The organism is Castellaniella sp. (assembly GCF_034674885.1).
Lineage (GTDB): Bacteria > Pseudomonadota > Gammaproteobacteria > Burkholderiales > Burkholderiaceae_B > Castellaniella.
The window spans coordinates 18,928-32,650 of record NZ_JAUCDS010000030.1 but is presented as its reverse complement, the minus strand read 5'-3'; the positions used below and the strand labels follow the sequence as shown (position 1 = coordinate 32,650).

The following is a 13,723-nucleotide window of genomic DNA, read 5'->3' as shown; positions in this document are numbered from 1 at the left end:
AAGGTATCCGCGAAAAAATCAAGCTGGAATCCACGGCTGGCACGGGTCATTTCTATACGACCACCAAAAACAAGCGCAACATGCCGGAAAAGATGCTGATCAAGAAATTTGATCCGGTCGCGCGCAAGCACGTCGAATACAAGGAAACCAAGCTGAAATAATCCGGGGCGCCTCTCCCGGACCGTCTCACCGGTTTCCAGAAATCCCCGCCTTCGAGCGGGGATTTTTTTATCTGCCCCATCCGCTGGGGCAGATCACAATCACGCCTCGGATGCTCTGCCCGCCCGAAGCCTCGATGCGCTGGGCCGTCACCCAGCGATGGGCCGGATCCAGCAGCCAGGCGATCATCGGCCCGATGTCATCGGGCAGCGTCGCAGCAGTTCGGGCCTGGTAGTCGCAATTTGCATCCTATAATGTCCGGCTGGCCCTTTCCAATATCAATCACCCAGACAGATCCATGCAGGAACGCTACATCCCGAACCAGGTCGAATCCGAAGCCCAGGCCCATTGGCGCGAAGGCGACGTCTATCGCGTCACCGAACACGCCGCCAACGCGGACGGCTCACCCAAACCCAAGTTCTACGCCTGCTCGATGTTGCCCTACCCCAGCGGCAAACTGCACATGGGCCACGTGCGCAACTACACCATCAACGACATGATGACCCGTCAGCTGCGCATGCGCGGGTACAACGTGCTGATGCCCATGGGCTGGGACGCCTTTGGCATGCCGGCGGAAAACGCCGCCATGAAATCCGGCGTGCCGCCCGCCAAATGGACCTACGACAACATCGCCTACATGAAAAAGCAGATGCAGGCGATGGGGCTGGCCATCGACTGGTCGCGCGAAATGTGCGCCTGCGACCCGTCGTACTACAAATGGAACCAGTGGCTGTTCCTGAAGATGCTGGAAAAGGGCATCGCGTACCGCAAGACCCAGGTGGTCAACTGGGACCCGGTCGACCAGACCGTGCTGGCCAATGAACAGGTCATCGACGGACGCGGCTGGCGCTCGGGCGCCCCGGTCGAGAAACGCGAGATCCCCGGCTACTACCTGCGCATCACCGACTACGCGGACGAACTGCTGGACACTCTGGAAGACGGCCTGCCCGGCTGGCCCGAACGCGTGCGCCTGATGCAGGAAAACTGGATCGGCCGCAGCGAAGGCCTGCGCTTTGCCTTCCGACACGACATCCGCGACGACAATGGCGTGCTGATCCAGGACGGCCTGCTGCACGTCTTCACCACCCGCGCCGACACCATCATGGGTGTCACGTTCTGCGCGGTGGCCCCGGAACACCCGCTGGCCACCCGCGCCGCCCAGGGCAATCCCGAACTGACCGCCTTCATCGAAACCTGCCGCCAGGGCGGTACCACCGAAGCCGAACTGGCCACCCGTGAAAAAGAAGGCCTGCCCACGGGCCTGTACGTCACCCACCCGCTGACGGGCGAACCTGTTCCCGTCTGGGTCGGCAACTACGTGCTGATGAGCTACGGCGACGGCGCCGTCATGGGCGTGCCCGCCCACGACGAGCGCGATTTCGCCTTCGCCCGCAAATACGGCCTGCCCATCCACCAGGTGATCGATGCCCAGGGCCAGACCTGGTCCGACACGGCCTGGCAGGACTGGTATGGCGACAAACAGATCGGTCACACGATCAATTCCGGAAAATTCGACGGCCTGACCACGGCGCAGGCCATCCAGGCAGTCGCGGCCGATCTTGCCGCCATGGGGCTGGGCGAACTGCGCACCACCTGGCGTCTGCGCGACTGGGGCATTTCCCGCCAGCGCTACTGGGGCACCCCCATCCCCATCATTCATTGCGCCGACTGCGGCCCCGTGCCGGTCCCCGAAAAAGACCTGCCCGTGATCCTGCCCGAAGACCTGGTGCCCGACGGCAGCGGCAATCCGCTGGCCAAACACGAAGGCTTTCTGTCGTGCCACTGCCCGTCCTGCGGCAAGCCCGCACGGCGCGAAACCGACACCATGGACACCTTCATCGATTCGTCCTGGTATTTCATGCGCTACACCTCGCCGGGCAACGACCAGGCCATGGTGGACGCCCGCAACGACTACTGGATGCCGATGGACCAGTACATCGGCGGCATCGAGCACGCCGTGCTGCACCTGCTGTATGCGCGGTTCTGGACGCGGGTCATGCGCGACCTGGGCATGCTGAAATTCTCGGAACCCTTCACGAAACTGCTGTGCCAGGGCATGGTGCTCAACCACATCTATTCGCGCAAGAACGAACGCGGCGGCATTGAATACTTCTGGCCCGATCAGGTCGAGAACATCACCGACGACAAAGGCGCCATCACCGGCGCCCGCCTGAAATCCGATGGCTCGACCATCGACTACGGCGGCATCGGCACCATGTCCAAGTCCAAGAACAACGGCGTCGACCCCCAATCCCTGATCGACGGCCTGGGGGCGGACACCGCCCGCCTGTTCGTCATGTTCGCCAGCCCGCCGGAACAGACCCTGGAATGGTCGGATTCCGGGGTCGATGGCGCCAACCGCTTTCTGCGCCGCCTGTGGGCCTTCTGCCAATCGCATCAGGACGCCCTGCGCGGCCAACTGGCTTCGTCTGCAGACTGGTCCGGCCTGAACGACGATGCCGCCGCGCTGCGGCGTGCCATCCACGGACTGCTGAAGCAGGCCGACTACGATTACCAGCGCATCCAGTACAACACCGTGGTGTCCACCGCCATGAAGATGCTCAACACCCTGGAATCCGCCGCTCAGGCGGGGGTGGGCGGCGCCGCACTGGCGGAAACCACGTCCATTCTGCTGCGCGTGCTGTACCCGGTGGTGCCGCACATCACCTGGCAGCTGTGGCGCGACCTGGGCTTCGCCGACGTTCAGGGCGATCTGCTGGACGCCCCCTGGCCCGCCGTCGACGACGCCGCCCTGCGGGCCGATACGGTCGAACTGGTGCTGCAGGTCAACGGCAAGGTTCGCGGACAGCTCAGCGTGCCCCAGGATGCCGACAAGGCTGCCATCGAGGCCCTGGCGCGCGTCCACGAAGCCGTGGAACGCTTCCTGGAAGGCCGCGACCCCAAACGCGTGGTGGTCGTCCCCGGCCGCCTGGTCAACGTCGTCGGATAAACGCCATGGCCCTCTTCTCTGCCTACGCCCGCCGCCTGCGCCTGATGCTGGGCCTGGCCTGCCTGCTGGCGCTGGGCGCCTGCGGCTTTCACCTGAAGGGCGCCACGCCGCTGCCCTTCCACAGCATCTACACCAACGTGGACCTGGATTCCGCATTCGGCGCCCGGCTGCAGCGCACGATTCTGGCCAACTCGCCCGATACGCGCTTCACGCGTGACCGCGCGCAGGCCGATGTCTACCTGCACCAGATGTCGGAAAGCCAGAACCTGCGCCAGCTGTCGATCGATGCCGAGGGCCGGGTCGAGGAATACGAACTGAATCTGGACTTTACCTTTCAGTTGCTGGACAAGGCCGGCCACGTCCTGCTGGCCCCGACCACGCTGCACAGCGTGCGCGAACTGCCCTACAACGACCGCATCGTCCAGGCCAAGGAAAGCGAGATCACGCGCACCTTCAGAGACATGCGCGACAGCCTGATCGATCAGATCCTGCGCCGCATCAGCGCGCCCGACGTACAGAATGCCTACCGCGATGCGGGGGACCGGCCGATCGTCTCGATCCCCGACAACAGCATCCAGCGCAACGACCAGAATTATCGGCCAGGCAGCCCGGGCAACCCTGGCGGCATGCCCTACTGATCCATGTCCAGCCGCACGCCCGACGCCGATCAGCTCATTGCACAGTTCGCGTCCGGGCGCGACCTGCCGCCGTGCACCGTCCTGTCGGGCGATGAGATCCTGCTGATCACGGAAGCGGCCGATGCCTACCGCGCCGCCGCCACCCGGCTGGGTTGCAGCGAGCGCACGCACCTGGTGCTGGACGCCCGCAGCGACTGGAGCACCGCGCTGATGGCGGCCCGCAACACATCCCTGTTCGGCGACCTGCGCATGGTCGAGGTCAGCCTGCCCACCGGCAAGCCCGGCAAGACCGGCGCCGACACCCTGCAGACGCTGGCCGACATGGCCGCGCAAGGCCAGCTGCCCGACGTCCGCATCCTGATCCGCCTGCCGGCGCTGGACTGGACGACACAAAAGGCCAAATGGGTCCAGGCTCTGAAGAAACAGGCGACCTGGATCGACGTGCCGACCATTCCGCGCGCCAGCCTGCCCCAGTGGATTGCCGGGCGCCTGGCCCGCCAGGACCACACGGCGGACGCCGACACCCTGGCCTGGCTCAGCGACAAGGTCGAAGGCAACCTGCTGGCGGCCCACCAGGAAATCCAGAAGCTCGCGCTGCTCCACCCGGCCGGCACCCTGACGCTGGACCAGGTGCAGGCTGCGGTACTGAACGTAGCCCGCTACAATCTCTATGACCTGCGCGATGCCATGCTGGCCGGTCAGGCCGACCGCGCATTGACGGTACTAAGCGGCCTGCGGGCCGAGGGCGAGGCTCTGCCGCTGGTGCTGTGGGCCGTCGGCGAGGAAATCCGCATCCTGACTCGCGTCAGCGCAGACGCCAACCCCGATGGCGCCTTGCGGGCCTACCGCATTTTCGGCCCGCGCGAACGGCTGGTCCGCCAGGCGCTGCAGCGGGTACCGGCCCGCGCCTGGCCGCCGGCCCTGCGCCATGCCCACGAAGTCGACCGGCTGATCAAAGGCATCCCGGTTCCCGGCCGGCTGCAGGACCCCTGGGACGAACTGGCGCGACTGGTCCTGCGCGTCGCCAGCGCCGGCACCCGTCGCCCCTGATCCGCGAATTTTTGACTGAACCGCCATGAACGCACCCCAACCCGCCTTGTCCATACTCGAAACCCTGGGTCGTCAGGCCCGCCAGGCCGCCCGGCAGATGCGCACCGCCTCCGGCGCGGCCAAATCCGCCGCCCTGCTGGCCATGGCAGACCAACTGCAAAGCCGCCGCGACTGGCTGCAGGCGGAAAACGGGCGCGACCTGCAAGCCGCCGCCCAGCGCGGCCTGGAAGCGCCGCTGATGGATCGCCTGCGCCTGTCGGACAAGGCCCTGGACACCATGGCGGCCGGCCTGGCGCAAATCGCCGCCATGCCCGACCCCATCGGCGGCCTGAGCGAGACCGTGATACGCCCCAACGGCATGCGGGTGGCCCGCATGCGGGTGCCGCTGGGCGTCATCGGCATCATCTACGAATCCCGGCCCAACGTCACCATCGACGCCGCCGCACTGTGCCTGAAATCCGGCAACGCCACCATTCTGCGCGGTGGCAGCGAGGCCTTTCATTCGAACCAGGCCCTGGGCCGCATCATCCAGGCCGGCCTGCAGGCCGCCGGCCTGCCCCCCGAAGCCGTGCAGGTGGTGGACACCACCGACCGCGCCGCCGTGGGTGAAATGGTGACGCTGACCGACTACATCGACGTCATCATCCCGCGTGGCGGCAAAGGCCTGATCGCCCGGCTGGCGGCTGAATCCCGCGTGCCGCTGATCAAGCACCTGGAGGGCAACTGCCATCTGTACGTGGACCGCGCCGCCGCCCCGGACCGCGCCCTGGACATCGCCATCAACGCCAAGACCTATCGCTACGGCATCTGCGGCGCCATGGAGACCCTGCTGGTGCACGCCGATATCGCCGCGTCATGGCTGCCCCGCGCCGCCTCCCGCTTCGCCGAACTGGGCGTGGAACTGCGGGCCTGCCCCCGCGCCGCCGCCCTGATGCCCGAGTCCGTCCCGGCCACCGAAGAAGACTGGGCCACGGAATACCTGGCCCCCATCCTGGCGGTGCGCGTGGTTGACTCCCTGGACCAGGCCATGGACCACATCGCCCGCTACAGCTCCGAACACACGGAATCCATCGTGACCGAAGACCTGGGCGCCGCCCAGCGCTTCCAGCGCGAAGTTGATTCCAGTTCCGTCTACGTCAATCTGCCGACCTGCTTTTCCGACGGCTATGAATACGGCCTGGGTGCGGAGATCGGCATCTCGACCAACCGCCTGCATGCCCGGGGCCCCGTCGGCCTGGAAGGCCTGACCATCCAGAAATGGGTACTGACCGGCGAAGGCCAGCTGCGGGGCTGAGATGCTGTGGGTCAAGACCTTTCACATCCTGTTCGTCATATCCTGGTTCGCGGGCCTGTTCTACCTGCCGCGCATCTACGTCAACCTGGCGCAGACCGATGATCCAGCCGCCCGCGCCACGCTGCTGGGCATGGCCGGGCGCCTGTACCGCTTCATGACGCCGCTGGGCGTGCTGGCTCTGGTCCTGGGCATCATCCTGTGGCTGGGCTACGGCATCGGCCAGGGACAGGGCTGGATGCACGCCAAGCTGACCGGCGTACTGGGCCTGGCGATCTTTCACCTGGCCTGCCGGCACCACCTGCGGGCCTTCACGGCAGGCACCAACCGCCACAGCCACCGGTATTTCCGCTGGTTCAACGAAATCCCGGTGCTGCTGTTGCTGCTGATCCTGATCCTGGTGGTCGTCAAACCCTTTTGAACATCATGAACGATTCCACCTCCCGCAAGACCCTGAGCCTGAAGCCCAAAACCGGCGCCGCCCGATCCACCGATACCGGCCCCGACGGCGAACGACGCAAGCGATCCGGCGCCCGCGCCCGCCAGGCGGCCATCCAGGAACGTGCACAGCAGGTTCGAGACGATGCGCCAGCCCCCGATGCGCCGGCTGCACGAGCCACCAGCCGTGCGCCCGGCGACCGACGCGCGACACGCGACGAACGAAACGGGGCGGCGGCGGGCGATCGACCGCGACGCGCGCGCGCCCCCAGAGAGCCGCGCATGGCGGAAACCTTCCAGATCTTCGCCCCCTGCCCGCACGGGCTGGAAGAAGCCCTGTCCCTGGAACTGCAGGCCCTGGGCTACGAAGGCGTCGCGGAAGGTCGCGCCGGTTGCCATTTCCAGGCAGACTGGACAGGCGTGCTGAAGGCGAACCTGTATTCCCGGCTGGCAACCCGCATCCTGGTACAGGTCGCACAGGCCAACGTGCACACGGAAGACGACATCCTGGCACTGGCCCGTCAGACCGAATGGGAACGCTGGTTCGGACCGGACCACTCCCTGCGTGTCGACACCTCGGCCATCCACAGCCCCATGCGCAGCCTGCAGTACTGCAATCTGCGAGCCAAGGACGGCATCTGCGACCGGCTGCGCGAACGCGAAGGCGCCCGCCCCGACATCGATACGGTGCGGCCCGACGCCCGCGTCCATCTGTTCCTGGACGAACGGCAGGCGACCCTGTACCTGGACGTGTCCGGCGAATCGCTGTTCAAGCGCGGCTGGAGGCTGGACAAGGGCGAGGCCCCCTTGCGCGAGAACCTGGCGGCCGGCCTGCTGGCGCTGTCGGGATGGACGCCCGATGCGCCGCTGCTGGATCCCTTCTGCGGCAGCGGCACCATCCTGATCGAAGCTGCCTGGATCGCCCTGGGCGTGCCCCCCGGCATCTGGCGGCCTTTCGGCTTCGAGCGTCTGCGCCCGCACGATGCGCGGCTCTGGCGCCACCTGAAGGAAGACGCGCGCGCCCATATCGCCCCCCGGCTGGATCAGCCCCTGGTGGGCAGCGACATCAACGCCGCCGCCATCGAGGCGGCACGCGCCAACATCGACCGCGCACACCTGAGCCCGGACAGCATCCGCTTTGAAGTCTGCGACGCCCGCCAGCTGCCGCCCCCTGCCGAAGCCGGCTGGATCGTCACCAACCCGCCCTACGGCGAGCGGCTGGGCGACCACGATGCCGATCTGTGGCCACAATGGGCGACCCAGCTGAAACAACAGTACGGCGGTTGGCAGCTGAACATCATCACCAGCGACCTGGAACTGCCCAGCCAGCTGCGGCTGAAAGCCCGGCGGCGCTACCCGCTGCACAATGGCGCGCTGGACTGCCGCCTGTTCCAGTTCGAACTGGTGTCGGCCGGCTACCGCAACCGCTAGCGTCTCGTGACGGGCGGAATCGTCTTTTTACAACAGCCCTTTTGACTGGCCCGGATTCATGCTTGCTTTTTGACTAGGGAAAACCCTATAATAGGGTTAACCCGAGCGAAACGCTCTTTACCACGCCAAGAGGCCTGCCATGAAAAACCTGCACAATGTCGATATCCGCCTGACTGACGCTCTGGAACGCCAACTGCTGGCCGAAGCCATCGAAGCGCAACAGGAATACGCCCTGGATCGCGCCTTGAAGCAGATGTTCCAAAAAGTGGCCAGCTTCTTCAAGACCCCGGAAGGCCGCGTGCATCACTCGGTGCGCACCGCCCACTGATCGCCTGATCAGGCTCAGGGTTTTACCGCAAGGCCGCCTGATTCAGGCGGCCTTTGTCTTGCGTGCAATCCGGGGACTGGCCTCCGGCACCCCGGGCCGTGACATGGGATAATGGCGTGCTTTTTCGATCGCCCGCCACCATGCCTGCCACCATCGCTCAATCCGAATTGCCTTCCACCCCGCCCATCGCCCCTTCCCGTCTGCGCCGCTTCGCCTGCATGATGTACGAAGGCGTGCTGCTGTTTGGCGTCATCTTTCTGGCAGGGTATCTGTTCGACACGCTGACGCAAAGCCGCAGCGGGCTGATGCTGCGTCATTCCCGCCAGGTATTCCTGTTCCTGGCCATGGGGGTGTATTTCCTGGCCTGCTGGCGGCGAGGCGGCCAGACTCTGCCCATGAAGACCTGGAACATTCGCCTGACCGACCGGGGCGGCCAGCCGCTGCGCGGTTCCCGGATGGTGGTTCGTTATGTGCTGCTGTGGCCGCTGCCGCTGCTGACGGCGCTGCTGATTGGCGCTCTGTCCCGCGCCATGGGCTGGCCTTCGCTGGACCTGCTGATCGTGGCCGCGCCTTTTTCGATTTTCATCTGGACCTGGTTCGACCCGCACAAGCAATTCCTGCACGACCGCCTGCTGGGCACCGAACTGCACGACCTGAGACAGCCCGCATGAGCGATCTCCTGAAGAAATACCTGACCGCTGATCACAGCACCCGCATCCAGGTCCTGCGCCTGGAACAGGCCTGGCAGACCGGCCTGGCCCACCAGGACCTGCCTGCGCCGATCGTCGGCCTGCTGGGCGAGCTGGCGGCAGCTGCCGTCCTGCTGGCCAGCAACATCAAGTTCGATGGTTCCGTCGTGCTGCAACTGCAAGGCAACGGCCCCGTGCGGCTGGTCATGGTTGAATGCACCGCTGCGCTGGAACTGCGCGCCACGGCGCATCTGCGGGAATCCGCCACCATCCCCGACACCGCCACACTGCAGTCCCTGCTGAACGCCGACGGCCAGGGACGGTTCACCGTGATGCTGGACCCGGCCGGGCGCCAGGATGGCGCCACCGCCTACCAGGGCATTGTCCCCCTGGAAGGCGATACCGTCGCCGCCGCGCTGGAATACTACATGAAGCATTCCGAACAGCTGGACACCCGGCTGTGGCTGGCCGCTGACGCCCACCACTGCGCGGGGCTGCTGTTGCAACGCATGCCCGGCAGCACGGCCGCAGACGGCACCCCGATCCCGGCCGAGACGACAGAAGCCTCCTGGACGCACTGCCAGGCGCTGGCCGACACCCTCAAGCCCGCAGAACTGCTGGCGAACGCCCCCGATGCGCTGATCCACAAACTGTTCTGGGAGGACGACCTGATCGCCTTTCCCGAGCAAGCAGTCCGCTGGCACTGCCCCTGCACCCGGCAGCGCGTGGCCGACATGCTGCGCAACCTGGGGCAGCCTGAAATCGAATCCATCCTGACCGAACAAGGGCACGTGCACATCACCTGCAATTTCTGTGGCAAACCCTACGACTTCGACGCAGTGGATTGCACAGGCCTGTTTCTGGACACCGCCGGGCAGCAGACTGCGCCGGGATCGGATTCCATCCACTGACACCACCGCGCGCGGCCCGCGAGCCCGGGCCGCCACGCGATACCCTGCACCGAAACCGGGCCTGCAAGGGCCTGACTCTGCCTTTGTCACAGCGGAGTTTCCAGACTGCCCGCCCGGGCCGGGTGCCGCCATACTGTCCTGAATCTCCCGGCAGACACGAGGCGGACCATGCCGTCCCACAGCACCCAGCCATCCCTCCACGCCCGCACGCCCACATGCGGGCGGATGCCCACACGACAGGCGGCGGATGCCACGCAGCGGCGGCGGGCAATGCAAGGCCGTATGGCCGCGCAGCGAGGCGCCGGCATGGCAGGGTTCCTGGCAGCGCTCGTCCCGGTCCTGGGCCTGGGTCTGGGGGGCGTCGAACTGGCGCACTGGATGGGCCTGCGCCAGACCCTGAGCCTGGCCCTGATGGACGCCGCCCGCGCCGGAACCACCCGGCAGGCCAGCCCTCAGGCCATCGCCGACGCCTTCGAGCAGGGCCTGCGCGCCATCTACGTCCAGCCCGCCGCGCACGCCCGCGCGCTGCAGACCCGCCGACACGCCTTGGGCATCCCCTGGCAGATTCGCATCCGCCAGCCCACCCCTGCAGCCTTCCTGGATCACGCCGATGCCGCCCTGCCCGACCCGCGCCCCACGCCCGCGCAGACCCTGATCCGCAACGACTACCAGGCCGCGCAACATGCACGCCGCGTCGGGCAGGGCTGGCCCGAAGGTCGCGGGCCTCGGTCAGGATTGACGATCTTCGAGGCCAATACCCTGCTGATGGATCTCTGGTGGCCGCAGGCCCCGCTGGCGCCCGGGGTCGCCGCCGTCGTCCGGACCCTGGCGCCGTTGCACGGCGACCCCATCGGCCGGCGGATGATGGAAAGCGGCTACCTGCCCTTTCGGCGCCGCATCCGCCTGGCCATGCAGTCCCACCCAGCCGCCTGGCCAGACCTGCCAGACGGGCGCGTGACCCACGAAGAAGCAATGATGGCCCTCCCGCCCGGCGCGCCGGATGGCCGGCCCGAAGCAGGCACGGGTGCTGCCCCCGCGCCGCCGGGCAGCATCCCGGCCGGGACAGGACCCAGCGCAGGCCAACCGCCCCCTGCGGGCCCCGATGCGTCGGAGACCGATATCAAGACGGAAACCATGGAGGCGCCGGGACAAGAGGCACCCAGCCGGGAGCATCTCGATGCGCCGGAAGCCTGCGCGCCCTGAACCGCTATTGCCCGCCCGGCGTACGCGGCAGGATCTGGACGAAGTATTCGCCCTCGCGGATCATGTTCAGTTCGCCGCGCGCGCGTTCCTCGACGGCTGAAATCCCGGTCTTCAGATCCTGGACTTCGGCCTGCAAGGCATTGTTGCGAGCCATCAGCGCCTGGTTGTCGTCGGTTTCCTGCCGCACCTGCGCCTGCAGGTCCTGGAGTTTCAGCCAGCCGCCCTTGCCCCACCACAGGGGGTACTGGGTGGCCAGCATCAGGGCCAGCAGGACCAGGCTGAGCAGGCGCATGGCCGTGGATCAGCGCAGATTGTAGAAAGCCGACACGCCCGGATAGGCGGCGACTTCGGCGAGTTCTTCCTCGATGCGCAGCAGCTGGTTGTATTTGGCCATGCGGTCGGAACGCGACAGCGAACCGGTCTTGATCTGCATGGCGTTGGTGGCCACGGCGATGTCGGCGATGGTGGAGTCTTCCGTTTCGCCGGAACGGTGCGAGATCACGGCGGTGTAGCCGGCGCGCTTGGCCATTTCGATGGCAGCGAAGGTTTCGGTCAGGGTGCCGATCTGGTTGATCTTGATCAGGATCGAATTGGCGATGCCCTGCTCGATGCCTTTCTTCAGGATCTTCGTGTTGGTGACGAACAGGTCGTCGCCCACCAGCTGGACCTTGCGGCCCAGTTGTTCGGTCAGGATGCGCCAGCCGTCCCAGTCGTCCTCGGCCATGCCGTCCTCAATCGAGACGATCGGGTATTTGTCGCACCAGGAGGCCAGCAGATTGGCGAAATCCTGGGAATTCAGGGCGATGCCGCCTTCGCCGGCCAGGTGATATTTGCCGTCGCGGTAGAACTCGGAACTGGCGCAGTCCAGGCCCAGCACGATCTGGGAACCGGCCTCGTAGCCGGCTTCGCCGATGGCCTTCAGGATCAGTTCGATGGCTGCTTCGTGGTTGGCGACGTTGGGCGCGAAGCCGCCCTCGTCGCCAACCGCCGTGGACATGCCCTGGCCGCCAATGATTTTCTTCAGGGCGTGGAAGACTTCCGCGCCCATGCGCAGGGCTTCGCGGAAGCTGGAAGCGCCCACCGGCAGGATCATGAATTCCTGCAGATCCAGGGTGTTGTTGGCATGCGCCCCGCCATTGATGACGTTCATCATGGGCACCGGCATCTGCATGGGGCCGCTGCCGCCGAAATAACGGTACAGCGACAGGCCGGCATCGTCGGCGGCGGCCTTGGCGACGGCCATGCTGGCGGCCAGGATGGCGTTGGCGCCCAGGCGGCTTTTGTCGTCGGTGCCGTCCAGGTCGATCAGGGTGCGGTCGATGAAAGTCTGTTCCTGGGCGTCCAGGCCCATCAGGGCTTCGGAAATTTCAGTATTGACGTGTTCCACGGCCCGCAGCACGCCCTTGCCCAGGTAGCGGGATTTGTCGCCGTCGCGCAGCTCGATGGCCTCGCGCGAACCGGTCGACGCCCCTGACGGCACGGCCGCTCGGCCCATGGCGCCGGATTCCAGCAAGACGTCGCATTCCACGGTGGGGTTGCCGCGCGAATCCAGAATTTCGCGCCCGATGATGTCTACGATTGCACTCATGGTATGACCGTCCTGCCTGATTGGGGTGGGTGGGTGAAAAATGAAACCCCGCTATTGTAGCGGGGGATCCCGGGGGTCAGTCTACTTCGGAACGCCGGGCCTGTGGGTCGTGCGGCCCGTACTGGAAGTATGCTCTGTGACGACCGGGCATCCGCCACGTGCCCAGGAGATGACCCAACGACGGCGCCCTGGACGCTACAGCGCCAGATTCAGCGCCCCATCCTGCTTGACGCATCGGTCCAACGCTACCAGGGTGTCCAGCAGCGCCCGCATCTTGCCCAGCGGCACGGCGTTGGGGCCATCGGACAGGGCTTTCTCGGGATTCGGGTGGGTTTCCATGAAGATCCCGGCCACGCCCACCGCCACGGCGGCGCGTGCCAGCACCGGGACGAATTCGCGCTGGCCGCCCGAACTGGTGCCCTGGCCGCCGGGCAGCTGCACCGAATGGGTAGCGTCGAACACCACCGGGCAATGCGTGTCGCGCATGATGGCCAGGGACCGCATGTCCGACACCAGATTGTGATAGCCAAAGGACGCGCCGCGCTCGCACACCATGATGTTCTGGCCATCGCCGCCGGCCTGGATGGCGGCATCCCGGGCCTTGGCCACGACCTGCTTCATGTCTTCCGGCGCCAGGAATTGGCCCTTTTTGATGTTGACGGGCTTCAGCGTCGCGGCGCAGGCCTGGATGAAATCGGTCTGGCGGCACAGGAAGGCGGGGGTCTGCAGCACATCGACGACTGCGGCGACCTCGCGGGCCTGGCCGGTTTCGTGCACGTCGGTCAGCACCGGCACGCCCAGCTGTTTGCGCACGTCTTCCAGGATCTTCAGGCCCTCGTCCATGCCGGGCCCCCGGAACGAAGCCCCCGAACTGCGGTTGGCCTTGTCGAAGGAGCTTTTGTAGATGAAGGGAATGCCCAGCGCCCGCGTCATTTCCTGCAGAATGCCGGCAGTCTCGAAGGCCAGTTCACGCGACTCGATCACGCAGGGCCCCGCAATCAGAAACAGCGGCTGATCCAGGCCCGCCTGGAAATGACACAGTTGCAT

Annotated in this window: 14 protein-coding genes; 11 read left to right on the top strand and 3 right to left on the bottom strand. The window is 66.2% G+C overall.

What is annotated here, in order from left to right; all coding sequences use genetic code 11:
* From rpmG to VDP74_RS13495, 11 genes are all read left to right on the top strand, one after another.
* A partial coding sequence (gene rpmG / locus VDP74_RS13545; RefSeq protein ID WP_416232996.1) for a 50S ribosomal protein L33 occupies positions 1-161 on the top strand: 161 nt, incomplete at its 5' end.
* A gap of 296 nt (positions 162-457) precedes the next feature.
* Entirely contained in the window at positions 458-3,109 is a 2,652-nt protein-coding gene (gene leuS, locus VDP74_RS13540) for a leucine--tRNA ligase (RefSeq protein ID WP_323000168.1), read from the top strand.
* A 5-nt stretch (positions 3,110-3,114) separates the two neighbouring features.
* A complete protein-coding gene (gene lptE, locus VDP74_RS13535; RefSeq protein WP_323000167.1) occupies positions 3,115-3,747 on the top strand; it encodes an LPS assembly lipoprotein LptE in 633 nt (210 codons plus the stop codon).
* 3 nt (positions 3,748-3,750) lie between these two features.
* Complete coding sequence (gene holA, locus VDP74_RS13530) at positions 3,751-4,797, top strand: DNA polymerase III subunit delta (RefSeq protein WP_323000166.1); 1,047 nt, start codon at positions 3,751-3,753, stop codon at positions 4,795-4,797.
* 25 nt (positions 4,798-4,822) lie between these two features.
* Complete coding sequence (locus VDP74_RS13525) at positions 4,823-6,091, top strand: glutamate-5-semialdehyde dehydrogenase (RefSeq protein WP_416232995.1); 1,269 nt, start codon at positions 4,823-4,825, stop codon at positions 6,089-6,091.
* Between the two features lies 1 nt (position 6,092).
* Positions 6,093-6,509, top strand: coding sequence for a CopD family protein (locus VDP74_RS13520; protein ID WP_323000165.1), 417 nt, complete (start codon positions 6,093-6,095; stop codon positions 6,507-6,509).
* 5 nt (positions 6,510-6,514) lie between these two features.
* Positions 6,515-7,957 carry a THUMP domain-containing class I SAM-dependent RNA methyltransferase gene (locus tag VDP74_RS13515; RefSeq protein ID WP_323000164.1) on the top strand — a complete coding sequence of 481 codons (1,443 nt, stop codon included), beginning with the start codon at positions 6,515-6,517 and terminating at the stop codon, positions 7,955-7,957.
* A gap of 139 nt (positions 7,958-8,096) precedes the next feature.
* Complete coding sequence (locus VDP74_RS13510) at positions 8,097-8,285, top strand: hypothetical protein (RefSeq protein WP_323000163.1); 189 nt, start codon at positions 8,097-8,099, stop codon at positions 8,283-8,285.
* A gap of 140 nt (positions 8,286-8,425) precedes the next feature.
* Positions 8,426-8,956 carry an RDD family protein gene (locus tag VDP74_RS13505; RefSeq protein ID WP_323000171.1) on the top strand — a complete coding sequence of 177 codons (531 nt, stop codon included), beginning with the start codon at positions 8,426-8,428 and terminating at the stop codon, positions 8,954-8,956.
* Positions 8,953-9,885 carry an Hsp33 family molecular chaperone HslO gene (locus VDP74_RS13500; protein ID WP_323000162.1) on the top strand — a complete coding sequence of 311 codons (933 nt, stop codon included), beginning with the start codon at positions 8,953-8,955 and terminating at the stop codon, positions 9,883-9,885. The genes VDP74_RS13505 and VDP74_RS13500 overlap by 4 nt, the downstream gene beginning before the upstream one ends.
* 282 nt (positions 9,886-10,167) lie before the next feature.
* A complete protein-coding gene (locus VDP74_RS13495; protein ID WP_323000161.1) occupies positions 10,168-11,088 on the top strand; it encodes a hypothetical protein in 921 nt (306 codons plus the stop codon).
* A gap of 4 nt (positions 11,089-11,092) precedes the next feature.
* Here VDP74_RS13495 and ftsB read toward each other — a convergent pair whose 3' ends face one another.
* The 3 genes from ftsB to kdsA form a co-directional block, all read right to left on the bottom strand.
* Positions 11,093-11,380 carry a cell division protein FtsB gene (gene ftsB / locus VDP74_RS13490; protein ID WP_323000160.1) on the bottom strand — a complete coding sequence of 96 codons (288 nt, stop codon included), beginning with the start codon at positions 11,378-11,380 and terminating at the stop codon, positions 11,093-11,095.
* Positions 11,381-11,389: 9 nt separating this feature from the next.
* On the bottom strand, positions 11,390-12,676 hold the full coding sequence (eno, locus tag VDP74_RS13485) for a phosphopyruvate hydratase (protein ID WP_323000159.1): 1,287 nt from the start codon (positions 12,674-12,676) through the stop codon (positions 11,390-11,392).
* Positions 12,677-12,871: 195 nt separating this feature from the next.
* Positions 12,872-13,723 carry a 3-deoxy-8-phosphooctulonate synthase gene (kdsA, locus tag VDP74_RS13480; protein ID WP_323000158.1) on the bottom strand — a complete coding sequence of 284 codons (852 nt, stop codon included), beginning with the start codon at positions 13,721-13,723 and terminating at the stop codon, positions 12,872-12,874.

Bases quoted from the DNA above. Each gene is read 5' to 3' on its own strand.
- VDP74_RS13515 (WP_323000164.1), top strand. From the start codon at position 6,515: ATGAACGATTCCACCTCCCGCAAGACCCTGAGCCTGAAGCCCAAAACC.
- VDP74_RS13510 (WP_323000163.1), top strand. From the start codon at position 8,097: ATGAAAAACCTGCACAATGTCGATATCCGCCTGACTGACGCTCTGGAA.
- VDP74_RS13520 (WP_323000165.1), top strand. From the start codon at position 6,093: ATGCTGTGGGTCAAGACCTTTCACATCCTGTTCGTCATATCCTGGTTC.
- holA (WP_323000166.1), top strand. From the start codon at position 3,751: ATGTCCAGCCGCACGCCCGACGCCGATCAGCTCATTGCACAGTTCGCG.
- leuS (WP_323000168.1), top strand. From the start codon at position 458: ATGCAGGAACGCTACATCCCGAACCAGGTCGAATCCGAAGCCCAGGCC.
- VDP74_RS13500 (WP_323000162.1), top strand. From the start codon at position 8,953: ATGAGCGATCTCCTGAAGAAATACCTGACCGCTGATCACAGCACCCGC.
- VDP74_RS13525 (WP_416232995.1), top strand. From the start codon at position 4,823: ATGAACGCACCCCAACCCGCCTTGTCCATACTCGAAACCCTGGGTCGT.
- kdsA (WP_323000158.1), bottom strand. From the start codon at position 13,723: ATGCAACTGTGTCATTTCCAGGCGGGCCTGGATCAGCCGCTGTTTCTG.
- VDP74_RS13505 (WP_323000171.1), top strand. From the start codon at position 8,426: ATGCCTGCCACCATCGCTCAATCCGAATTGCCTTCCACCCCGCCCATC.
- ftsB (WP_323000160.1), bottom strand. From the start codon at position 11,380: ATGCGCCTGCTCAGCCTGGTCCTGCTGGCCCTGATGCTGGCCACCCAG.
- lptE (WP_323000167.1), top strand. From the start codon at position 3,115: ATGGCCCTCTTCTCTGCCTACGCCCGCCGCCTGCGCCTGATGCTGGGC.
- eno (WP_323000159.1), bottom strand. From the start codon at position 12,676: ATGAGTGCAATCGTAGACATCATCGGGCGCGAAATTCTGGATTCGCGC.
- VDP74_RS13495 (WP_323000161.1), top strand. From the start codon at position 10,168: ATGGCCGCGCAGCGAGGCGCCGGCATGGCAGGGTTCCTGGCAGCGCTC.